Below are 23203 nucleotides of genomic sequence, written 5' to 3'. Positions count from 1 at the left end.
TCAATTGACGTCGGCGGGAAGACAGAGCGGGCGGAGCTTGCCGCCCTCGATGAAGGCGAGGATTTCCGCGATCGCAGGATCCTCACCCGCCAGCGGCTGCACCGAAGCCAGCCGATCGGCGAAGATGCCGGGACCGTGGAACAGTTTTTGATAGAACGCGCGCACCACAGCCAGCCGCGCCTTGGTGAACTGGCGCCGCCGCATGCCGATGATGTTGAGCCCTTCGAGCACCGCGTATTGACCGTTGGCTAACCCGAACGGGATGATGTCGCCGCGCACGCCGCAGACGCCGCCGATCATCACCTGCGAGCCGACGCGGGTGAACTGGTGCACCGCCGACAGGCCTCCGATATAGACGAAGTCGCCGATCTCGCAGTGGCCGCCGAGCGTCGCTGACGTCGCGAAGATCACGCCGCTGCCGACCATGCAGTCATGGCCGACATGGCTGTTGTTCATGAAGAAGCCGCGATCGCCGACGCGGGTGAGCCCGCCGCCCTTGACCGTGCCGACATTCATCGTCACGCCTTCGCGGATCGTACAGGCCTCGCCGACTTCGAGACGGGTCGGCTCGCCGCGATAGCTGAGATCCTGCGGCGGCCCGCCGAGCGCGGCAAACGGCGAGATGATGCAACCGGCGCCGATCTTCGTGTGCCCGCCGATCGTGACATGCGCGATCAGCTTGCAGTTCTCGCCCAGCACGACGTTGGGGCCGATGATGCAGTACGGACCGATCTCGGTGCCGGCCCCGATCACAGCGCCATCCGCAATCCGCGCAGTGGGGTCGATCATGCTCATGTCGTTACGGTCCGGAATTCGTTAGTGGCGCCAAGGCGCTATTAGTCGATTGGGGCGGTCGTTAGCGCGACTTTGCCCGCCCTGTCCAGTGACGTATGATGACGGCCTGTTGCAAACGAGAAGGTCGCAACCAATCCATGGTCCGGGCCGCCGCGCTGATCCTCAGCCTGTTCTCCGCGCCGATCGGGCCGGAGACCGTCGATCTCGGCAACAGCACGAGTGTCGATCTCTCGACCTTCGACTGCCGCGACATCAACCGCAGCACGATCGTCCAGCGGGTCTGCTACAGCGCGGGCGAACGCACGCTGCTTGTCGCGGTCAGGGGCAGCTACCAGCACTATTGCGGCGTGCCCACGGAGACCTACGGCGCGCTGATGATCGCACCATCGATGGGCGTCTTCCTCAATCGCGTCCTGCGGATCGCGGGCGCCGACGGCCGATACGCCTGTCGAACGTCCTAGCTCGATCGTCAGTCCGTCAACATCGCGCCGACATCCGCCTCGGCAACGACTTGACCGTTGACCTTGGCGTCACCATGAAACCACCACATCGTCTTGCGGCGGCCGAGCGAGCGCATGTGGTACTCGATGGTGTCGCCGGGCATCACCGGCTTCCTGAACTTGCACTTGTCGATGGTGAGGAAATACACCGCGCGCGGCTTCTCGGTGCCCTCGACCGACTTGATGCCGATCACGCCGGCGGTCTGGGCCATGGCCTCGATCATCATCACGCCGGGGTACACCGGGCGATCCGGGAAATGCCCCTGGAACGGCGGCTCGTTGAAGGTGACGTTCTTGATGCCGATACCGCTGTAGTCGGTGCGGATCTTGATCACGCGGTCGATCAGCAACATCGGAAAGCGATGCGGGAGCGTCTTCAGGATATCGTTGATATCCACGAGCTCGAATTTGACCGGTGCCTCCTCCATCACTCCTGTTCCTTGCCCTTGGCTTCGTTGTCGCGCACCAGGCGCTCCACCGCGATAATTTCCCTGAACCACTGCTTGGTCGGCTTGGCGAAATGCCCGCCCCAGCGACCATTGGCCGGAATGTCGTCCTTGACCGCGCTCATCGCCGTCACCTGGGCGCCGTCGCCGATCTTGAGGTGGTTGTTGATGCCCACCTTGGCGCCGAGCGCGACATTGTCGCCGATCGTCAAACTGCCGGCGAGCCCGATCTGGGCCGCGAGCAGGCAGTGCCGGCCGATGGTTACATTGTGGCCGATCTGGACCTGGTTGTCGATTTTGGTGCCCTCGCCGATCACGGTGTCGCGCAGGGAACCACGGTCGATGGTCGAGGCAGCGCCGACCTCGACATTGTTCTGGATCACCACGCGGCCGGTCTGCGGCACCTTCACGTGTCCTGCCGGCCCGAAGAAGATGAAGCCGTAGCCGTCCTGGCCGATATTGCAGGCCGGGTGGATCAGCACGTTGTTGCCGATCAACGCGAACTGAATGGTGGTCTTGGCGCCGACATTGCAGTCGCGGCCGATCTTGACGTCGGCGCCGATCACCGCGCCGGCGCCGATGATGGTGCCGGAGCCGATCTCGACCCGCGGGCCGATCACAACCAGCGGATCGACGATGACGCCGTCCTCGAGGCGCGCGGTGGGATCGATGATCGCCGATGGGGCGATGCCCTCGGTCCCGAACCAGGATTGCGGCCGCAGCGCATCGGCGTGCCATTCGCGGGCGAGCTCGACGAACACCTGGAACGGCTTCGCAGCGCGCAGCACAGCCGTGCCCTTCGGCACCTGCGCCTCGAAACGCGGGCTGACCAGGCAGGCGCCGGCCTTGGTCGCGGCCAGCTGGTCGGCGTATTTGAGATTGTCGAAAAACGCGAGATGCATCGGACCGGCCTCGTCGAGCGAGGCCAGCCCCCTGATCTGAAGCGCGCCCCTCTCGGGGTCGACCAGTTGCGCCTTCGTCAGCGCGGCAATTTCAGCCAGCGATGACGAAGGAGGACTCTTGAAGAAGATCGGCTGCCCCATTCCATCCGTCGCAGTCCGGTCGAGCAGCGGTGTTAGAAAGACGTACCGCCGCCAAACCGGAATTCTTGCACGCGGTCATACGCACCCTTGGTCAGCGGCACAGCGTAGTCGAAGCGCAGCGGACCAAACGGCGACTGCCAGATCAGGCCGACACCGACCGAGGTACGGACAACCTTGCTGTCGTCAAAACTCAGGCCAAGGCAGGTACCCGGAGACGGCGGGTTGTTCGTCGGCTTCACGCAGCCAGGCGTGTTGACTTCGCCCGTCGCCGCCCACGAGGTCGGTCCCTGGTAGTCGTACAGGCCGCCGGCGTCGGCATAGACCGCGCCCTTGAGCCCGACTTCCTTCGGCAGGAACCAGAACGGCATCTGCAGTTCCGCCGACACGCCCCAGTACTTGGTGCCGCCGACGGCGTCCATGGTGCCGTACGGGTTGATGTCACGCGGACCGATGCCGTTCGGCGCGAAGCCGCGGACCAGGTTCGGGCCCATCTGGAAGTGATCCAGCATGCGCAGATCCTGGGTGCCGAGCTTGTTCAGGATGCCGCCCTGGGCGTGGATCACGCCGACGATGTCCGACACCAGCGGGGTGTAGTACTTCGCGTCGATCGCGCTCTTGATGTAGCTGACGTCGCCGCCGACGCCGGCGAAGTCCTGCTTGAAGTCGATGATCAGGCCGTCGGTTGGGTTCTTGTTGTTGTCGAGCGTGTTGTAGTTGAGCGTGTAGCCCAGCGCCGAGGTCAGGGTCTTGCCACCCGCCAGCTCCTTGCGAACCGGCAGCGAGGCTTCGCCATCGCTGTAGCAGCCGAGACCGTTGGTCGACACCAGGCTGATCCCGTTCAGGTTCGCATAGGCCGGGCTCGGATTGAACGCAGGATTGGGCGTTACGCCGTCAGCCAGGAAGGGATTGTTGTTACAGTTGTTGAGCGTCGACGGCAGGGTGATTTCCTGCTGATAGATCGAGTAGCGCAGCTGCAGCGACAGATCTTCCCGCAGGCTAAAGCCGAGGCGCGGGCTGAAGCCGAGCGTCTTGGTGCCGTAGGCGATGTAGCTGTTGGACAGCTGCTGGCGCTGGTAGAAATCGAGGCCGAGCGCGACGCGATAGTCGAGCAGGTAGGGTTCGACGAACGACAGCGAGTAGCCGCGGGCATACTGGCCGTAGGTCACCGACGCCTTGGCGAACAGGCCGCGGCCGAGCAGGTTGCGCTCGGAGACGCTGACTTCAGCCAGCGCGCCGTCGGTGGTCGAATAGCCGCCCGACACCGAGAAGTCGCCGGTCGACTTCTCTTCGAGATCGACGATCAGGATGACGCGATCGCTGGAGGACCCAGGCTCGGTGGTGATCTTCACGGTCTTGAAGAAGTCGAGGTTCTTCAGCCGGCGCTCGGCACGGTCGACCAGCGCACGGTTGTAGGCGTCGCCTTCCGAGATATCGAACTCGCGGCGGATCACGTAGTCGCGCGTGCGGCTGTTGCCGCGGATGTTGATGCGCTCGATATAGGTGCGCGGACCTTCATCGATCGCGAAGGTGATCGACACCGTGTGATTGTCGAAATTGCGATCGCCGCGCGGACGGACCACCGCGAACGCGTAGCCGCGGCGCGACGCCTCGATCTGCATCTCCTCGACCGACTTCTCCAGCGCCTCGGCGTTGTAGAGCGAGCCGATATTGACGCGCGAGAACGAGCGCAGTGCGTTCGGATCGAGCGTTGCGATCGACGACGTATAGTTGACGGCCGCGACGCGGTACTGCTGGCCCTCTTCGATCTTGAAGGTGACCAGGAATCCCTTCTTGTCGGGATCGTATTCGGTCAGCGCGGCCACGACCTGAACGTCGGCATAGCCGTTCTTGAGGTAGAAGCGGCGCAGCAGGTCACGGTCGGCCTCGACCCGGTCGGGGTCGTAGACGTCGTTGCCGCCGAGGAAGCTCAACAGGTTTGATTCGCGGGTCTTGATGACGTCGCGCAGGCGGGACGCTGAATAGGCATTGTTGCCGATGAACTCGATCGACCGGACACCGGTCTTCACGCCTTCATTGACCTCGAAGATCAGGTCAACGCGGTTGTTCGGCTGCTCGATGATCTGCGGATTGACCCGCACGTCGTAGCGGCCCGAACGGCGGTAGATTTCGGCGATGCGCAGGGCATCCGACTGCACCATCGGGCGCGAGAAGGTGCCGCGCGGCTTGGACTGGACTTCGGCGGTGAGCTGCTCGTCCTTGACCTTCTTGTTGCCTTCGAAGGCAACGCGGCCAATCACCGGGTTCTCGACCACGACCACGACGAGGCGCCCGCCCCGCTGATCGATATGGACGTCCTGGAACAGGCCGGTCTCGATCAGCGCTTTCAGGCCGTCGTCGATCTGGGCCTGGCCCAGCCGACCGCCCGGTCCGGGATGGAAATAGGAACGGATGGTTTCGAGCTCGACGCGGCGGTTCCCCTCCACCGTGATCGAATCGACCGTCTGCGCAAGCGCAGGCGCAGAGACAGCAACGGCCGCCAAGGTAGCCGCCACCGGCGCGGCGAACATGACCAAGGCGGCGAACAGCCCCCCCCTCACTCGCATTCCAAACATCATGCGCAACGCGCCCTTATCTTTCGCAATGCCGGACCGTTCCCCAACGACCCGACAGATTCCCAACCTGCCGCTCAGCTTGTAGCCAACTTTGCCTAGGGGGCAAACTTACTACAGCTGAACATTTCCATTTTCATACCAAGACGTTGCCCATTGGCAACGCCACAGAAAAGTCCCGTTTCAGGACCCAGCGATTCTGAGGATGTCGTTATACGTCGCAAACACCATCAGCATCAGAACCAAACCCAGCCCGATTCGGAAACCCACCTCCTGCGTCCGCTCTGAAAGCGGGCGCCCACGAAGCGCTTCCGCGCTGTAGAACAGGAGGTGTCCGCCATCCAAAAGCGGAATCGGGAACAGATTCAACAGCCCGATCGAGACCGAGAGGATGGCGCAAAGATTGACAACGAACTGGAACCCGGCGCTCGCGGCCTGACCCGACAGCTTCGCGATTCCAATGACCCCGCTCACCTCGGCCGGATTGCCGGTTCCGACGAACAGCGACCCCAGGAACTTGAACGTGCTCGAAATAATGTACCAAACCTGCTCAACACCGATCTTCATGGCTTCAAAGACGCCGACCGGAGTGCTGGATGCTTCGCCGACCTGAGCCTTGTGCTCGATTCCGAGCACGCCGATTCGGTGGGCATTGCCGAAGGGGTCCTTGACCTCCTTCAGCGCCGGCGTCGCCTTCAGCGCAACGACCGCGCCGTCCCGCTTCACCTTGAACCCAAGTTCTGAACCGGCATTCGAAGCTACGATCCGCTGCATGTCGGCGAAGCTCTGGATCGCGCTGCCGTCGATATCGACGACGACATCACCGACCTTGAAGCCCGCGTTCGCAGCGACGCTCTCCGCGACCAGGCCATCGACCCGGGCGATCGTGCTGGGCTTGCCGTAATAGAGCGCCATACCCGCGAAAATCAGGGCGCCGAGGATGAAGTTCGCCACCGGACCGGCCGCGACGATGGCGGTGCGCTTGCCGACCGACTTGTGATGGAAGCTGCCTTCGCGCTCCTCTGCCGTCATGGCGGCGAGCGTCTCCGTCGACGGCGTCGACGCCTCGCTGTCGTCGCCGAAGAACTTGACGTAACCGCCGAGCGGAATCGCGGAGATCTTCCAACGAGTGCCATGCCGGTCGTTGAAGCCGGCAAGCTCCGGCCCGAACCCCAGCGAGAACGTCAGCACCTTCACGCCGGCCCAGCGCGCAACCAGGAAGTGGCCGAGCTCGTGAAAAAAAACAACGATGGTCAGGACGAAGAGAAAGGGAACGATATAGCCGAGGAGCCCATGGCTCAACGCATTGATACTATGAAGAAAATACTCGGGCATTTGAATTCCCCTCGACAAGAGCCATAGGCTCCGTCCCGAACCCTCTAGGTTGCCTTTAAGGCAATTTGAGGCAATAGGGCGGCAGCTCTATTTCGCGCGATATGGTCAACGGAAATCGCATCATCCGCTGAATTCAGTGGTGGCTGATTCCCCGACCTGATCCAATCGTTCATCGTCGCCTCGACCAGCCGGGCGATCGCACCGAACTTGATCTTGCCGGCGATAAACGCGGCGACCGCGATCTCGTTCGAAGCGTTGTAGACTGTCGTCGCGCCATGCCCGAGCCGCAGCGCCTCGTAAGCGAGCCGCAGCCCCGGGAAACGCTGGAAGTCGGGCGCCTCGAAGGTGAGCTGTCCGATCTTGGCGAGATCGAGCTTGGCGGACGGGCCGACGATCCGGTCCGGCCAGCCGAGGCAATGCGCGATCGGGATCCGCATGTCCGGCGTGCCGAGCTGGGCCATCACGGAGCGATCGGAGAACTCGACCATGCCGTGGATGATCGACTGCGGGTGCACCAGCACGTCGATCTCGTCGGGCGCCAGGGCGAACAGGTAGGACGCCTCGATCACCTCGAGGCCCTTGTTCATCATCGAGGCGGAATCGATCGTGATCTTCTGCCCCATGCTCCAGTTGGGATGCTTCAGGGCCTGTTCCAGCGTCGCCTGCTCGATGTCGGCGGGAGCCCAGGTGCGGAACGGCCCGCCGGACGCCGTGATGATCACCCGCGTCAGCTCCTCGCGATTGCCGGAAGCCAGCGCCTGGAACAGCGCATTATGCTCGGAGTCCGCCGGCAGGATGCAGGCGCCGGCCTTCTTGGCCCGCTCCATGAAGATGTCGCCGGCGCAGACCAAGCACTCCTTGTTGGCGAGCGCGACGGTTGCGCCGCGATCGACCGCGGCAAGTGCCGGCTTCAATCCGGCAGCGCCGCTGACCGCGGCCATCACCCAATCCGCCGGCCGCGCCGCCGCCTCGATGATGGCGCTCTCCCCGGCTCCGCATTCGATCCGGGTTCCGGCCAGCGCGTCCTTCAATTCGGAAAGCCGCGCCGGATCGGCAATCGCAGCGAACCGCGCGCCGAACTCCTTGGCGAGCCTGGCCAATCCCTCGACATTGCTGTTCGCGGTCAGCGCCTCGACCCGGTAACGGTCGCGCGCGCCACGCAGCAGGTCCATCGTGCTGTCGCCGATCGAGCCGGTGGCACCGAGGACGGTCACGGACCGCGCTGCGGATGCCGCCGCGGCCTTGTTGTTACGCAACGGAACTGCGCTCATCTCATCACCAAACCATAAGACCGCGTCCGACGCCATCGGCGCCACCACGGAGAAAGCCAAAAATCGCCGCCACAATGACGGCCGCGACAAATCCGTCCAGGCGATCCAAAAGGCCGCCATGGCCGGGAATGATGTGGCTCGAATCCTTCACCCCGAACCGCCGCTTCACAGCGGATTCGAACAGATCGCCAAGTTGCGAGACCACCGATAAAACGGCGCCGAGCATCAGCAGCGGCCCGGCCGTGCCGATCTCGAAGGCGGCAAAGCAGGCCGCAACCACCAGGCTCGCGACGAAACCACCGGCCGCGCCAGCCCATGTCTTCTTGGGGCTGACCCGCACCCAAAGCTTCGGTCCACCGATGCTGCGGCCCGCGAAATAGCCGCCGATGTCGGTGACCCACACGATCAGCAACACGAACATCAGCGCGGCAAAGCCCTTCGCCGTATCGAGACGCAGCAGCACCGATGCGATCTCGGCGGCCGCAGCATAGAGCAATCCCGCGACGGCCCAGTTGCGCCGCACGCCCGAGGTCAGCGCCACGACAACCGCACCGACGGCGAGCACCACCAGCGCCGCATCGATGCGGCCGGCGATCAGGCAAAGTCCGGCGAGCAGCAGCGCGACAACACCGGACGCCATGACGCGGAGCTCGCGACCGAGCCCGGTGACCATGAGCCATTCCGCGAACAACCCAACCGCAACCAGCGTCACCAGCAGCGACCAGGCGATGCCACCCAGATAGGCCAGCGCGATCGCAACCGGCGCCAGCACCAGCGCCGCACCCACGCGCATCGCGAAGTTGCGCGACCCCTGCTCGCTTGCTGCCGCCGGCGACTGCTCGCTTGCTGCCGCCGGTGCGGCTTCGCGCTCGCTCACGAGCCGGTTTTCGCGGCGAGTCCGCCGAACCGGCGCTCACGCTTGCCGTACTCCGCAATCGCGCCTTCGAGCGCCGCCTTGTCGAAATCCGGCCAGTGAATCGGCACGAACACGAGCTCGCTATAGGCGGCCTGCCACATCAGGAAGTTCGACAGCCGCTGTTCGCCGCTGGTGCGGATGATCAGATCGGGGTCCGGAATGTCGGGCGCATCGAGATATTGGCCGAGCGTATCGGCATCGATGGAGTCGGCGTCGCGCTTGCCTTCGGCGACCTCGCGCGCAAGGCGCCGCGCGGCGGCCGCGATCTCCGCCCGCGAGCCGTAATTGAAGGCGACCACAAGGTTGAGCTTGACGTTATTCCGCGTCAGCTCCTCGGCCTCGTTGAGCAGCGCGCAGATGTCGGGATCGAGCCCGGCGCGCTCGCCGATCACGCGCACCCGCACGCCGTCGCGATGCAGCGTCGCCAGATCGTTGCGGATGAAGCGGCGCAGCAGGCCGAACAGATCGCCGATCTCGCTGGCCGGCCGCGACCAGTTTTCCGAGCTGAACGAAAAGATCGTGAGATAGACGATGCCGAGTTCATGGGCCGCACGCACCACGCGGCGCAGCGCCTCGACGCCGCGGCGATGGCCCTCGACGCGCGGCAGGCCGCGCGAAGCGGCCCAGCGCCCGTTGCCGTCCATGATAACAGCCACATGCAACGGACTGCCGGAGCGATCCGGTCCGTCAGTTGCTGGGGCGGCGGCGTTCGACATCTGCTCTTTCCCGTAGCGCCTTCAGACCGTAAGGATTTCCTTTTCCTTGGCGGCGAGCAGCTGATCGACTTCGGCGATCACGCCGTCGGTCGCCTTCTGCACTTCGTTCGACAGGCGCTCCTGATCGTCCTCGGAGATCTCGTGATTCTTCTCGAGCTTCTTGATCACGTCGAGGCCGTCGCGGCGCACGTGGCGTACGGCGACCTTGGCCGCTTCCGCGTATTTGTGCGCGACCTTGACCAGTTCCTTGCGGCGCTCCTCGTTAAGCTCGGGAATCCGCAGGCGCAGCACCTGGCCTTCGGTTGCCGGCGAAAGGCCGAGGTTGGAGTCGACGATCGCCTTCTCCACGGCCTTCACCATCGTCTTGTCCCAGACCTGCACCGAGAGCAGGCGCGGCTCGGGCACGCTGATGGTCGCAACCTGGTTGAGCGGCATATGCGAGCCGTAAGCCTCGACCTGGACCGGCTCCAGCATGGAGGCCGCGGCGCGGCCGGTACGCAGACCGCCGAGCTCGTGCTTGAGCGATTGTGTGGCGCCCTGCATGCGGCGCTTCACGTCGTTGATGTCAAAACCAGCTGCGGCCATGACGCTTCTCCCTTTACTAGAAACCGGCTGTCGACGCCCGGAGGCGCGGCGATCAGCCGGCGACGACCGTGCCGTGTCCGGTACCGCGCAGAATCGCACCGATCGAACCGGGCTCCGCGATCGAGAACACGATGATAGGCAGCGACGTCTCGCGGGCAAGTGCGAAAGCGGTCGCGTCCATGACCTTGTAGCCGCCCTCGATCGCCTGCGAATGGGTCAGGCGGTCGAAGCGCTTGGCTTTGGGGTCCTTCTTCGGATCGGCGCTGTAGACGCCGTCGACATTGGTGGCTTTCAGCACCACCTCTGCACCGATCTCGGCCGCGCGCAGCACGGCGGTGGTATCGGTGGTGAAGAACGGGTTGCCGGTTCCGCCGCCGAGCAGGACGATGCGTCCCTCGGCGAGATATTTGTGCGTCGCACTACGGGTGAACAGCTCGGAAATCTCCGGCATCACGAATGCCGACAAGGTCCGCGCCGGGGTCCCCTTGCGCTCGATCGCCGCCTCGAGCGCGAGGCAGTTCATCATGGTGGCAAGCATGCCCATGGTGTCGCCGGTCGGCCGGGACACGCCGCGCGAGGACACCTCGACGCCGCGGACGATGTTGCCGCCGCCGATCACGACCGCGACCTCGACGCCGAGCTTGCGGGCCGCGATCAGGTCGTCGGCGACGCGGTCGACTGTCGGTTGATCGATACCGAACCCGTGGGAGCCGGCCAGATATTCGCCGGACAGCTTGATCACCACGCGACGATAGATCGGCTCAGCCATGATGCGATCGCTTTCTCATCCCGCGCAGGCAGGCCTCCGGCGCGGACGCCGGACGCCAGGTGTCAGCGGTTACTTCTTGCCGCTGGCGGCCGCGACTTCGGCGGCAAAGTCGCTTTCCTGCTTCTCGATTCCCTCACCGAGAGCATAGTTCACAAAGCCAGCGATTTTGATCGGCCCGCCGACCTTACCCTCAGCTTCCTTCACCGCCTGGGCAACGGACTTGCCGCTGTCGTGGATAAAGGCCTGATCGAGCAGGCAGACTTCCTTGTAGTAGGTCTTCAGGCCGGAATCGACGATCTTCTCGATGACGTTCTCAGGCTTGCCCTGCTGGCGGTACTTGTCGGCCAGCACGTCCTTCTCGCGCTTGACGGTCTCCGGATCGAGCCCGGCCGGATCGAGCGCCAGCGGCTTCGCCGCCGCGACGTGCATGGCGAGCTGGCGGCCGAGCACTGCGAGTTCGTCGGTCTTGCCGGTGGACTCCAGCGCCACGATCACGCCGATCTTGCCGGCGCCTTCGACGACGGCGTTGTGGACGTAGCTCGACACCACGCCCTTGCTCACTTCGAGCGAAGCGGCGCGGCGCAGCGTCATGTTCTCGCCGATGGTTGCGATGGCGTCGGAGATCGCGGTCTCGACGGTGACGTCGCCGACCTTGGCCGCCTTGATCGTCTCGACATCGGCACCGTTATGCAGCGCGACCTGGGCGATCATCTTGACCAGGCCCTGGAACTGCTCGTTGCGCGCAACGAAGTCGGTCTCGGAATTGACCTCGACCAGCACGCCCTTGGTGCCGGAGGTCAGCGCGCCGATCAGGCCCTCGGCGGCCACGCGGCCGGCCTTCTTGGCGGCCTTGGACAGGCCCTTCTTGCGCAGCCAATCCTGCGCGGCCTGCATGTCGCCGTTGTTCTCGGTCAGCGCCGCTTTGCAATCCATCATGCCCGCGCCGGTCGATTCGCGGAGATCCTTGACCATCGCTGCTGTGATCGTTGCCATCGTTCAATGTCCTTCTTGCCTGTACAGAAACCGCGGCGCCCGATGGCGCCGCTGTCAGCGACAGGGAAATCGTTGTTCGTGGAATAGAGCGGCGGCCGGGGCGAGACCCGGCCACGCCGCGTAACTTTTATTCCGCTTCGGCGAGCGTCTTGGCCTGGGCAACCCAGGCGTCGGCACGGCTCGGCAGACCGACTTCTTCGCCGATCTTGTGCGCGGTGTCGTGGTCGAGCTCGGCGAGCTGCCAGTAGTGGAAGATGCCGAGGTCGTTGAGCTTCTTCTCGATGGCACCGGACACGCCGGTGAGCTTCTTGAGGTTGTCGGCGGTGCCGCGCGGACCGGCGAGGCCCTGGAAGCCGGACGGCGCAGCCGCCGGAAGCTCTTCCTGCACGGGCGCAGCCGACGCACCGATATCGATTCCGGAATCGCCCTGCGCGCGCGAGATGCCGTCGATGGCGGCGCGCGCCACGAGATCGCAGTACAGCGAGATCGCGCGGCCGGCGTCGTCATTGCCCGGCACCACATAGGTGATGCCCTTGGGGTCCGAATTGGTGTCGACGATCGCAGCGACCGGGATGTTGAGCCGCTGGGCTTCCTGGATCGCGATGTCTTCCTTGTTGGTGTCGATCACGAAGATCATGTCGGGAAGACCGCCCATGTCCTTGATGCCGCCGAGCGAACGGTCGAGCTTGTCGCGCTCGCGCTGCAGCGTCAGCCGCTCCTTCTTGGTGTAGGAGCTGGCTTCGCCCGACGACAGCACGTCGTCGAGATGGCGCAGCCGCTTGATCGAGGCCGAGATCGTCTTCCAGTTGGTCAGCGTGCCGCCGAGCCAGCGCGAGTTGACGAAATACTGGGCCGAACGCTTGGCCGCATCGGCAACGCCGTCCTGGGCCGAGCGCTTGGTGCCGACGAACAGGATGCGGCCGCCCTTGGCGACGGTATCGCTGACCGCCTGCAGGGCACGGTGCAGCATCGGTACGGTCTGCGCGAGGTCGATGATGTGGATGTTGTTGCGGGCGCCGAAGATGTAATCCTGCATCTTCGGGTTCCAGCGGTGGGACTGGTGGCCAAAGTGAACGCCAGCTTCCAAGAGCTGACGCATGTTGAATTCGGGCAGCGACATAGATCTAATTCTCCGGTTGGTTCCTCCGGAAACGTGTGAGCAAACGAGCCTGAATGGCCCGGTTGCCACCGGACGGCCTTTGAGAGCCATGTTTCCGTGTGAGATGGCGCGGTATATAGCGCGATTTGCGCCAGAAGCAAGGAAATACGGCCGGTTACGCCTGCCGGACGGGCCCAAATCGTGCCGAAACGGCCCTGTTTGGCGGCCGAAGGCCCATCGCGGGTGCGCGCGGCCAAAATATCGAAAAACAACCCCATGCAAAGGAGCAGGCCGGCGCCCGGCGTTGGACAAGCCGCTTGACCCGTCGGGCAAATCACGGCTACATTTCCAATATTCCGAAATCATGCAACCGCTCGCGGGCAGCGCTTTTCGCACCCGAAGCAGAACGTTAGTCGGACCGTGCGGCCGACTCGTCAGTTTTCATGATCGGCTGGCCTGCCTTGACCTGCTGGCCGACGCGGTCACGCACGATTCAAATTTTGTCTTTTGACCTTGGGGCCGGCAAATATCCGCCCACGTGGTCGTTGCCACCGTGCGCGGCGATGAACATGGCGACGGCCGACCGGCAATAGGATTCGATTTCGTTGTCGTCCTCTGCTCTCGCCTCATCGAAGCGTGCGATCATCAGGAGATCGGATCCTTTGAAAAGCGCAGCAAACAAGCGGGCGGACCGGAGAGGATCGGGCACGTTCAGAACCGCCTTCGCGTGCAACTGACGCAACAGGGCCTCGATTTGGGCGATGACATGGGCGGGGCCGCCTTCGAAATGGAGCTTGCTTAACGAGTTTTGACTCGTCTTGTCGGCCATGACCATGGCTTCGAGACTGCGGACGTCTGATCTCAACAGTGTGCGAAGTAGGGATGATCCCACCGCCATGAGCTGATCTTCGACCGAACCATCGACTCCTTCAAGAAGGGCCTGTGGTGCAAACAACTGCTGGCAGCCGGCCGCCATGGCCGCGCTGAACAGCGCCTCCTTGTTCTCGAAGTGCCGATAGATGCTGAGCTTGGATATCTTCGCCCGCTGGGCGACCTTGTCCAATGTCGTCGCTTGAAAACCCAATTCCACAAAGAGTTCGCGCGCGGCGTCGACGATCGTTTGGCCAAGCGCCTCGTTGGCGGGCCGGCCGCGCCGGCCCTGGCTGTTTTCGGTCACCACAATTCCAGTACTTGACAGTATCCTATTTCTTGAATTAAGATACCATGGAGTTTCTGAAATATGCAAGCCAACGGGTAGGTTTCAACCTGTCCTCCAAACGGAGCCCCAACATGGATGACGTCATCATCATCGGCGGCAGCTTTGCCGGTCTCGCCGGCGCCCTGCAGCTCGGCCGTGCCCGCCGCAAGGTCACCGTTCTCGATACCGGCCTGCCGCGCAATCTCTTCGCCCGCCACTCGCATGGCCTGCTTGGCCACGATCACAAGCCGCCGCTGGACATCCTGGCCGAGGCGCGGCAGCAGCTGGCGCGTTATCCCACGATCAAGCTGGTCAGTGCCCGGGCCGAAAGTGTCTCCGGCGCGATCGACGATTTCAACGTCCTCACTTCCGATGGCAAAAGCTTTCGGGCGCGCCGTCTGATCCTGAGCTATGGCGTCGCCGACCAGATGCCTGATGTTCCGGGCTTTGCGGAAAGCTGGGGCATGTCCATCGTGCCTTGCCCGTATTGCGATGGCTTTGAAGTCGCCGGCGAGCATTGGGGCCTCGTCTGGTCCGGCCGGCAGTCGCACAATCAGGTCAGGCTGTTCCACGATTGGACCGACAAGTTGACGCTCTTCGCCGATGGTCACGACATTCCGCCCGATATCCAGGCCGATCTGGCGCGCCGCAACACACCTGTCGTCGATGGCCGGATCGTCGAGATCGCCCATCACAAGGGCCATATCGCCACCGTCAATCTCGATACCGGCCGCAATGTCGCGGTCGACATCCTGTTCGCCAATCCGCGCACCAAGCCGTCCGCAAGCCTGCATGAATCACTAGGCCTCGCTACCGTGGATACGCCCGTCGGCATCGTCCTCAAGGTCGACGAGCGCCGCCAAACCAGCATGCCCGGCATCTACGCCGCCGGCGACCTCGCCACGCCCTTCTTGCCCTCGGTCACCCAGTCATCATCGCAGGGCGCGATGGCGGGTATCTTCGCCCAGCAGTCGATGGTGGTTTGAGAGCACAGATTCCCTTCTCCGGTTGCCGCTGGCCATCAAATCGGAGTTGAGGAAGAGAACGATGTCGAAAGAACCAATGAACAGCTTCGCCGGAAAATGGGCTCTGATCACCGGGGCCTCGAGCGGCCTTGGCCTTGAATTCGCAGATCTACTGGCTGCTCAGAAAGTCAATCTCGTATTGGCGGCCCGACGGCAGGAGTCGATGGAAAAGCTTGCTTCCGATCTCCGCCGCAAATACGGGGTGAATGTGCTGGTCGAGGCGATCGATCTTGCCTCGCCGGGCGCGGCCAGCCGCTTGAAATGCACTCTCGACGCGAGGTCGGTGACCGTCGACATCTTGCTGAACAATGCCGGATACGGCCTGCACGGCGACTTATTGGAAACGCCAATCGAGCGCACCGCGAACATGATCCAGCTCAACATCACGACGCTCACAGAGCTGACCTACCTGTTCGGGCGTGACATGGCTGCGCGGCGATCTGGACATGTACTTCTCGTCGCCAGCCTCATGGCCTTCCAAGCCGTTCCCAGTTACGCGGCTTATGCGGCGACCAAGGCATATGTACTCGCCCTTGGCGAGGCCCTGCACGACGAACTCCGCCCGCATGGTGTGGTTGTTACCACGCTCTGCCCGGGGCACACCGCGACGGGCTTTGATGCGGCAGCCGGCGCAACCACATCGGCGTTGCTGCGCCTCCTCACCACGAAGCCTCGTCCGGTCGCCGTGAGCGGTGTTCGGGCGCTAATGGAAGGAAAGGCGATGGTGATCGCGGGCCTGGCGAACAAGATGGCAGCCTTTTCAAATCGTCTGACGCCGCGATCAATGCAAAGGGCCACCTTGAAGAGAATAGTGGACACTTAACTCCTGGAGCGCTGGCGTGTGGGGCTCATCGAACAAGCGGGGGCTCTGAAGGCCGACGATGCAGACGGAGGCTTCCATCCGGATCTGGTCGTTCCTCTCAAGGATCAGCGGAGAATGGATCGCTTCATCCTGTTCGCCCTCGCCGATCGCTGGAGACGACGCGCGCTTTGGCATCGGACAGCTTAGTTAAGAACGAATCAGAGCAAGGGTATGTCATGGCACAGCACAATGCCGATCGGGTCGCCGACTGGAATGGCCAAAGCGGGGAGCGCTGGATCGCCCACCAGGCCCGGCTCGATGCCAGGCTGGCGGTGTTCGGCCAGGCCGCGATCGAAGCCGCCGCGCCCGCGGCGGGCGAGCGCGTGCTGGACATCGGCTGCGGCGCGGGCGCGTCGAGTCTGGCTCTGGCCGCCCGCGTCGGCGCGGGGGGCCAAGTGCTGGGCGTGGACATATCCGAACCGCTGATCGCCCGAGCGCGCGCGCTCGCCCCGCAGGATACGCCGGCCCTGTTCCGCGTGGCAGACGCCAGCAGCGCCGAGCTGCCCGAGGGGGCATTCGACATCCTGTTCTCGCGTTTCGGGGTGATGTTCTTCGCCAATCCGACAGGGGCGTTTGCTCATCTGCGCCGAGCGCTCAAGCCGAGCGGACGGGTCGCTTTCGTCTGCTGGCGCGGCACGGCCGAGAACGATTGGGTGCGCCTGCCGATGGGTGCGATCAAAGGCATCGTCCCGCCGACGGCGCTACCCGATCCCGAAGCGCCCGGTCCATTCTCGTTCGGCGACCCGGGCCGGGTGGCTCGGATCCTGACGGCGGCCGGCTTCACCGATATTGCTATCGTGCCCTTCGATGCTTCCGTCCCGTTTGGCGAGGGCGCGACGCGGGACGCGGCGATCGACGACGCGGTGAAGATGACGTTCGAGGTCGGCCCGCTGTCGCGCGCACTCGCTGATCAGCCCGACGACATCCGCGCCCGCGCCGCGGCGGCGGTTCGTGCCGCCTTCGCCGGCCGCCCCGGCGAGCGGTCGGTGATGATCGACAGCGCGACGTGGATCGTCACGGCGCGCAATCCGGCGAGCTGAGGGGCATCTTTGGCCGGTCAGCGGGACCAGATGAGGGCGTATTCGCCGGCGAAGCGCTCACGCGGGAATGCCAGCGCCCTATTCCGGCGTTGGACGGACAAGCAGGCCGACACGAGCGCCGGACATCGGTGACAAAAGCCTTTGGGCTGTCCTGCTTTGCCAATTCACCATGCCGGATACGGCTTGCACGGCGACTTTCTCGCAGCGGCCGGCGCAGCTGCCTCACCCTTGCTGCGTCTTCTCACGATGAAGCCGCGTCCGGTCGCCGCGAGCGGTATCGCTGCGCTCTTAAAAGGAAGGGCGATGGTGGTCGCGGGCCTGGCGAACAAGATGGCCGCCTTCTCGAACCGCCTGACGCCTCGATCGATGCAAAGAGCAGCGATGAGAAAAATCATGGCAGTGAAACAGCGCCCCTTTGGAAGCCCAATGCGATCGCCCTGCCCCTACAGCGTCTGCACGTCGACCACGCCCGCGACCGCCTTGATCGCGCCGGCGATCTGCGGCGAGACCTTGTAGCGGCCGGGCAGCTTCATCTCGACCTCGGTTTCGAGGTCCAGCATCATCACCAGCGAGACGTCGCCGTCGGCGCCAGCCGCGGGTGGCGGCGCGGCGGTCGGCTTCACCGCTGGTGCCTTTGCGGAAGCGCCCGGGGCGGGCGCGGCGTCCGGCATGTTGAGCCGGCGGGCGATCGAATCCAGCGGCTTGGTGTCGCGCACGAAGATCCGCAGGCCCTTTTGCGTCTTGGCCGCGGCGTGATCCAGCGGCTCGGCATGCAGCACCCTCGCCCGCACATCCTCGCCCTGCAGCTCGGCGCCGAGCTGCAACAGCACGGCCGCGCCGGGCTCCAGCACATCGCGGTATTGCGCGAGGCCCTCGGAGAACAACACCGCCTCGAAATGGCCGGTCGGATCCGACAGGCCCATGATGCCCATCTTGTTGCCTGTCTTGGTACGCCGCTCCATGCGCGACACCACGGTTGCCGCGACCTTGCCCGCCGTGGCGCCGGTCTTCACCGCACGGGAGAATTCCGCCCAGGATTGCACGCGCAGCCGCTTCAGCGCGGTCGCGTAGTCGTCGAGCGGATGACCCGAGAGGAAGAATCCGATCGCGTCATATTCGCGCCGCAGCCGGTCGGCGGGCAGCCATGGCTCGACCTGCGGCAGCATGATGCTGGGCGCATCAGGGGCGCTGCCGAACATGTCGTTCTGGCCCGAGGTCGCCGCCTCGTGGCTGCGCTGGCAGGCGGCGAGGATCGCATCGGCGCCGGCGAAGACGCGGGCCCGGTTCGGGTCCAGCGTGTCGAACGCGCCGGCGGCCGCAAGGCTTTCTATGATCCGCTTGTTGACGGCGCGCGGGCTCACCCTTGCTGCAAAATCGGCGAGCGAGGTGAAGGCGCCCTTCTTGTTGCGCTCCTCGATGATCTGCTCCACCGCCTGGATGCCGACGCCCTTCAGCGCGGCGAGCGCGTAGTAGATCGTGTTGCCGCTGACCTCGAAGGTCGGGCCGGAGCGATTGATGTTGGGCGCCTCGACCTTGATGCCGAGCCGCTGCGCCTCGGAGCGGAATTCGGAAAGCTTGTCGGTGTTGTTGAGTTCGAGCGTCATCGACGCCGCCAGGAACTCGACCGGGTAATGCGCCTTCATATAGGCGGTGTGGTACGACACCAGCGCATAGGCTGCCGCGTGGCTCTTGTTGAAGCCGTAGTCGGCGAATTTGGCGAGCAGCTCGAAGATCGTCTCCGCCTGTCCCTTCGACACGCCGTTCTTCATCGCGCCGGCGACGAAGATGTCGCGCTGCTTGTCCATCTCGGCGCGGATCTTCTTGCCCATCGCGCGGCGCAGCAGGTCGGCCTGGCCGAGCGAATAGCCCGCCATCTGCTGCGCGATCTGCATCACCTGTTCCTGATAGATGATGACGCCGAAGGTCTCCTTCAGGATCGGCTCCAGGATCGGATGCAGATATTCCGGTTCCTCATCGCCATGCTTGCGCGCGCAATAGGTCGGGATGTTCGCCATCGGGCCCGGGCGATACAGCGCCACCAGCGCGATGATGTCCTCGAAGCGGTCCGGCCGCATGTCGATCAGCGCGCGCCGCATGCCCTGGCTTTCCACCTGGAACACGCCGACGACGTCGCCCCGGGCCAGCATCTGATAACTCGGCGCATCGTCGATCGGCAGCGTTGCGAGGTCGACATGAACGTCGCGCTGCTTGAGCAGCTTGACCGCGACGTCGAGCACCGTCAGCGTCTTGAGGCCGAGGAAGTCGAACTTCACGAGGCCCGCCGGCTCGACCCATTTCATGTTGAACTGGGTGACCGGCATGTCCGATTTCGGATCGCGGTACATCGGCACCAGTTCGCTCAGCGGCCGGTCGCCGATCACGATACCGGCGGCGTGGGTCGAGGCGTGGCGGGTCAGGCCCTCGAGGCGCTGCGCGATGTCGAACGCACGCGCCACCACTGGATCCTCGTCGCGGAACGCCTGCAGCTTGGGCTCGCCTTCGATCGCCTGCGCCAGCGTCACGGGAGCCGCGGGATTCTGCGGCACCAGCTTGGTCAGCTTGTCGACCTGCCCGTACGGCATCTGCAACACGCGCCCGACGTCGCGCAGCACGCCGCGCGCCTGCAGCGTACCGAAGGTGATGATCTGCGCCACCTGGTCGCGGCCGTAGCGCTCCTGCACGTACTGGATCACCTCGCCGCGGCGGTCCTGGCAGAAGTCGATGTCGAAGTCCGGCATCGAGACGCGTTCGGGATTGAGGAAGCGCTCGAACAGCAACGCGAAGCGCATCGGATCGAGGTCGGTGATGGTGAGCACCCAGGCGACCAGTGAGCCGGCACCGGAGCCGCGGCCCGGTCCGACCGGAATGCCCTGCGCCTTCGCCCATTTGATGAAGTCCGAGACGATCAGGAAGTAGCCCGCGTATTTCATGCGGGTGATGACGTCGAGCTCGAAGGCAAGCCGCTTGCTGTAGTCCTCCTCGGTCATGCCCGGCGAGAGACCGTGCACCCGCAGGCGGTTGGCGAGCCCCTCCTCGGCCTGGCGCTTCAGTTCGGCAGCCTCGTCGGCGGCCGCATCGGCACTGGCGGAGCCGCCGACCGTGAAGAACGGCAGGATCGGCTTGCGGGTCTTCGGCCGGAACGAGCAGCGCTCGGCGATCTCCACCGTCGAGGCCAGCGCCTCAGGAATATCGGCAAACAGCACCGCCATTTCCGCGCGGGTCTTGAAGCGGTGATCCGGGGTCAATTGCTCGCGGTTGGTCTCGGCGATCAAGTGGCCGCCGGCGATGCACAGCAGCGCATCATGCGATTCGTAGTCGTCACTGCTGGCGAAATACGGCTCGTTGGTCGCAACCAGCGGCAGGCCCTTGCTGTAGGCGAGATCGATCAGGCCGCCCTCGGTGCGGCGCTCCTTGTCGATGCCGTGGCGTTGCAATTCGATGTAGAGACGATCGCCGAACAGGCTCGCCAGGCGTTCGCAGCGGGTCGCGGCCAGTGCGGCCTGCTCGGCACGCAGCGCCAGCGCGATCGGCCCGTCGGGCCCCCCGGTCAGCGCGATCAGATCCTCGGCGTCGTCGGTGAGCCAGTCGAGCTTGATGTGCGGGGTCTGGTTGACCGGTGTCTCCAGGAACGCCCGCGAGTTCAGCCGCATCAGGCTGCGGTAGCCGCGCTCGCGGGCCGCCAGCAGCACGATTCGCGTCGGCCCCGTCGTCGCCAGGATGCTCCGCGTATTGGGGTCGACATCGCCGAAATCCACCGCCAGCTCGCAGCCGACGATCGGCTGGATGCCATAGCCGGCCATCTTGTCGGAGAATTCCAGCGCCCCGAACATGTTGTCGGTGTCGGTGAGCGCCAGCGCCGGCTGGCGGTCGGCCTTGGCGAGTTCGCCGAGCTTGGCGATCTTGATCGAGCCCTTCAGCAGCGAATAGGCGGAATGAACGTGAAGATGAACGAATCCGGCATTCGGCATGGCAGCTCGGGGGTCTCTTGAAGGCAGGGATGGCGCGAGGGCCCAAGTCGGAGCTCGAAAGCATCAGACCCGACTCGCATCCCCATCGTGGGGCCTCGGCCCTGCCAAGTCCACGCCGAACGCGGCGTGGCGCCAGGTCGTCCTGCTTTTCCCCAGAAGCAACCTATGCCCCTGTCCCTGCGGGCACATTTCAGAACTGGGTGATCAGCTGGGCCCAAACCGCGATCATCCCGACGAACAGCGTGATCGATGCCAGCGCTGCAGCTTCCTGCACGAAAATCTTCAACATGGCCGCTCTCCCTGAACTGGAACGTATGCAGAACATTGTTCCTTTTTTGTTCTCGGAGTCAAGCGGAGGTAGTGGGTCAGTTTGGAAACTGACCCCGAAAAAAAGTCCTTGGTTAATTGAGGAAACGGGGAGTGCTTAAACGGCGAACCAAGGTGACTTGACGCCTAAGCGGCGGTCCAAATATCCGACCGTCGATGCCGTCAAGAATTCACTTTGGCTCAGCCCGACTACTACGACGGACTTCGCGCCCACCGACAATTTCGTGAGCGTGTGGACTTTGCCCTTGCTGTCAGTGCTATACCCGCTCTGCGCCGTCCCCTGATGGGTGTCCCTTAGCCAAGCCATATAGGCTGCAAGGGTTGGGTGACCGCCAAACGGGTATGCCATTTCAAATTATGCGCAGAGAGCCATTTCGTATTCGAAACCGTCGCTCTTGCCCGATTTGTTGAAATCAGACTTCCGGTCCCAAAGTTCGAAAAAATGGGCAGGCGCAGCCGGGAGGCGCTCCAGCGGGGATTCTGCCTCAAGCGCAACTTCAATCCGTGAGCGAAGCGTATCCAAGTCATTCGCCTGCGCGCACACGTCATGCTCAAGGCATTGAGCAACCCAGAAGTCGCCATCCTTGAAAGTAACTATACGCAGCGTGCTCATTTTGTAGCTCCCGATGAGCGTCATTCATTTCAGAGCGCTCATAACACGTCAACCGGCGTTAAGTTTCTATAAATAGACAGTAAACCTGACCCAATCAACCGCTCTTCTTGTGATTTATGAGCCATTCTTGTGATTTCTCTTTGATCCAAGTCATTGCATCAGCCTCACTTTCGAAGCCGAAAACGGTATCGATATCGCCGCCACGCCATACGACGCTCACAGAATACCCTTTCCCGATGGCGTATCGACGCACGACGAATTGATACTCCGGCTTGAAGTTCGCCAGCTCCCACTGTTCCAGCATTGCAACAAGGTCGCCCATCTCCCAAAGCTTGTTGGTTACGCCAGCGGCCATTGCCGGCGTCACCTTGAGGGTCTGATGGATGCGCACGAAATTGTAGTACATCGTATGCAGCGCAATCGCTGCGGCGTGGTTCTCGACCTTCTTTGAGAAGGCGTTCGTCAATCGCGTGAACCGGCGCATGTGCATGCGCATGGTGAGGTTGCTGCGCTCAGCGTAGGACGTGCTGATGTGCTTCCATTCCGGGTTGCCGCTCTTAGGCTCTTTGCGAGCGCCAATGCACTTGGCGGGGCTGTAGCGGACTTCCGCCTCCGGGGCAGCGCCGTACAGCTTGATGAGCATGGCGTAGTCCACCTCGCCGCTAAACGCAGCGTCAACGGCTTGCAGGTAAGGCGCGTGCCCATCGCTCGTGATCTGGACGCGGTTGGCCAGCCTGCTTTCGAGATCGTGGGTGAACGTCATAGCGGCGTCCAGATCGCGAGCGCCGAGCAGCCAGCTCACAATCAGCTTCGTGTCGGCATCGATGGCGGTCCACGTCCAAACGTCTCCAGCGCTCGCTGGAGCGGCCTTGGCGCCCTTCACGTTCGCCGCCTTGGCGTAAACGAAGCTCCAGATTTCATCCATCTGGACGCGCTTGCAGGTCAGGTTCCGAAGCGTCTTATCCTGATAGGCGGCGCAGGCATGGCCCGCATCAACCAGAAGCTTGGCAACCGTGTTCTTGCTGGCCCCGGTCAGGCGGGTAATGGCGCGGATCGACTGCCCTTCGCACAGGAGGTGCAGGATTTGGGCGCGCGCCTTTCGGTCCAGCTTGTTCATAACCGGATATTACTC

Annotated in this window: 20 protein-coding genes and 1 pseudogene; 5 read left to right on the top strand and 16 right to left on the bottom strand. The window is 63.8% G+C overall.

The annotated features are described in order from the left end of the window. The gene (lpxA, locus tag AC066Y_RS05265) at positions 1 to 795 is read right to left on the bottom strand and encodes an acyl-ACP--UDP-N-acetylglucosamine O-acyltransferase (protein ID WP_478272943.1); all 795 of its coding nucleotides are present in this window, start codon (positions 793 to 795) and stop codon (positions 1 to 3) included. A gap of 137 nt (positions 796 to 932) precedes the next feature. Between lpxA and AC066Y_RS05260 the strand changes: the two genes are divergently transcribed. Continuing rightward, positions 933 to 1256 (top strand): KTSC domain-containing protein, encoded by a 324-nt coding sequence (locus AC066Y_RS05260; RefSeq protein WP_478272942.1) that lies wholly within the window; start codon positions 933 to 935, stop codon positions 1254 to 1256. An 8-nt stretch (positions 1257 to 1264) separates the two neighbouring features. Here the strand turns inward: AC066Y_RS05260 and fabZ are convergent, their stop codons facing one another. The 12 genes from fabZ to AC066Y_RS05200 form a co-directional block, all read right to left on the bottom strand. Next, complete coding sequence (fabZ, locus tag AC066Y_RS05255; protein WP_016841580.1) at positions 1265 to 1723, bottom strand: 3-hydroxyacyl-ACP dehydratase FabZ; 459 nt, start codon at positions 1721 to 1723, stop codon at positions 1265 to 1267. Beyond that, positions 1723 to 2784 (bottom strand): UDP-3-O-(3-hydroxymyristoyl)glucosamine N-acyltransferase, encoded by a 1062-nt coding sequence (gene lpxD / locus AC066Y_RS05250; protein WP_478272941.1) that lies wholly within the window; start codon positions 2782 to 2784, stop codon positions 1723 to 1725. Before lpxD ends, fabZ begins: the two co-directional genes overlap by 1 nt. Before the next feature lie 32 nt (positions 2785 to 2816). Continuing rightward, entirely contained in the window at positions 2817 to 5360 is a 2544-nt protein-coding gene (bamA, locus tag AC066Y_RS05245; protein ID WP_478272940.1) for an outer membrane protein assembly factor BamA, read from the bottom strand. 177 nt (positions 5361 to 5537) lie between these two features. Next, a complete protein-coding gene (gene rseP / locus AC066Y_RS05240; protein ID WP_478272939.1) occupies positions 5538 to 6689 on the bottom strand; it encodes an RIP metalloprotease RseP in 1152 nt (383 codons plus the stop codon). Positions 6690 to 6733: 44 nt separating this feature from the next. Beyond that, positions 6734 to 7960, bottom strand: a complete 1227-nt coding sequence (dxr, locus tag AC066Y_RS05235) for a 1-deoxy-D-xylulose-5-phosphate reductoisomerase (RefSeq protein WP_478272938.1) — start codon at positions 7958 to 7960, stop codon at positions 6734 to 6736. A gap of 4 nt (positions 7961 to 7964) precedes the next feature. Beyond that, positions 7965 to 8753, bottom strand: coding sequence for a phosphatidate cytidylyltransferase (locus AC066Y_RS05230; RefSeq protein WP_478272990.1), 789 nt, complete (start codon positions 8751 to 8753; stop codon positions 7965 to 7967). 80 nt (positions 8754 to 8833) lie between these two features. Next, positions 8834 to 9592, bottom strand: coding sequence for an isoprenyl transferase (locus tag AC066Y_RS05225; protein WP_478272937.1), 759 nt, complete (start codon positions 9590 to 9592; stop codon positions 8834 to 8836). 21 nt (positions 9593 to 9613) lie between these two features. Beyond that, positions 9614 to 10177, bottom strand: a complete 564-nt coding sequence (frr, locus tag AC066Y_RS05220; RefSeq protein WP_028334007.1) for a ribosome recycling factor — start codon at positions 10175 to 10177, stop codon at positions 9614 to 9616. 52 nt (positions 10178 to 10229) lie between these two features. Beyond that, entirely contained in the window at positions 10230 to 10946 is a 717-nt protein-coding gene (gene pyrH, locus AC066Y_RS05215) for a UMP kinase (protein ID WP_478272936.1), read from the bottom strand. Positions 10947 to 11015: 69 nt separating this feature from the next. Beyond that, a complete protein-coding gene (gene tsf / locus AC066Y_RS05210) occupies positions 11016 to 11939 on the bottom strand; it encodes a translation elongation factor Ts (protein WP_456722913.1) in 924 nt (307 codons plus the stop codon). A 127-nt stretch (positions 11940 to 12066) separates the two neighbouring features. Continuing rightward, positions 12067 to 13059, bottom strand: a complete 993-nt coding sequence (locus AC066Y_RS05205; RefSeq protein ID WP_478272935.1) for a 30S ribosomal protein S2 — start codon at positions 13057 to 13059, stop codon at positions 12067 to 12069. Between the two features lie 472 nt (positions 13060 to 13531). After that, positions 13532 to 14215 carry a TetR/AcrR family transcriptional regulator gene (locus AC066Y_RS05200; protein ID WP_478272934.1) on the bottom strand — a complete coding sequence of 228 codons (684 nt, stop codon included), beginning with the start codon at positions 14213 to 14215 and terminating at the stop codon, positions 13532 to 13534. 113 nt (positions 14216 to 14328) lie between these two features. Between AC066Y_RS05200 and AC066Y_RS05195 the strand changes: the two genes are divergently transcribed. The 4 genes and pseudogenes from AC066Y_RS05195 to AC066Y_RS05180 form a co-directional block, all read left to right on the top strand. Beyond that, on the top strand, positions 14329 to 15222 hold the full coding sequence (locus tag AC066Y_RS05195; RefSeq protein ID WP_478272933.1) for an NAD(P)/FAD-dependent oxidoreductase: 894 nt from the start codon (positions 14329 to 14331) through the stop codon (positions 15220 to 15222). A gap of 61 nt (positions 15223 to 15283) precedes the next feature. Then, complete coding sequence (locus AC066Y_RS05190; protein WP_478272932.1) at positions 15284 to 16084, top strand: SDR family NAD(P)-dependent oxidoreductase; 801 nt, start codon at positions 15284 to 15286, stop codon at positions 16082 to 16084. Between the two features lie 215 nt (positions 16085 to 16299). Next, positions 16300 to 17163, top strand: a complete 864-nt coding sequence (locus AC066Y_RS05185) for a class I SAM-dependent methyltransferase (RefSeq protein ID WP_478272931.1) — start codon at positions 16300 to 16302, stop codon at positions 17161 to 17163. A 195-nt stretch (positions 17164 to 17358) separates the two neighbouring features. After that, positions 17359 to 17559: pseudogene (locus AC066Y_RS05180) on the top strand (SDR family NAD(P)-dependent oxidoreductase); the annotation flags it as partial. Positions 17560 to 17606: 47 nt separating this feature from the next. Here AC066Y_RS05180 and dnaE read toward each other — a convergent pair. From dnaE to AC066Y_RS05165, 3 genes are all read right to left on the bottom strand, one after another. Further along, positions 17607 to 21131 (bottom strand): DNA polymerase III subunit alpha, encoded by a 3525-nt coding sequence (dnaE, locus tag AC066Y_RS05175; protein WP_478272930.1) that lies wholly within the window; start codon positions 21129 to 21131, stop codon positions 17607 to 17609. A 682-nt stretch (positions 21132 to 21813) separates the two neighbouring features. Beyond that, positions 21814 to 22071, bottom strand: a complete 258-nt coding sequence (locus tag AC066Y_RS05170) for a hypothetical protein (RefSeq protein WP_176531041.1) — start codon at positions 22069 to 22071, stop codon at positions 21814 to 21816. A 94-nt stretch (positions 22072 to 22165) separates the two neighbouring features. After that, positions 22166 to 23188, bottom strand: coding sequence for an IS1 family transposase (locus AC066Y_RS05165; protein WP_478272929.1), 1023 nt, complete (start codon positions 23186 to 23188; stop codon positions 22166 to 22168). Positions 23189 to 23203: the final 15 nt, after the last annotated feature.

The sequence above is a fragment of the Bradyrhizobium sp. USDA3010 genome, assembly GCF_056429065.1.
This window is presented reverse-complemented; position numbering and strand designations above follow the sequence as displayed.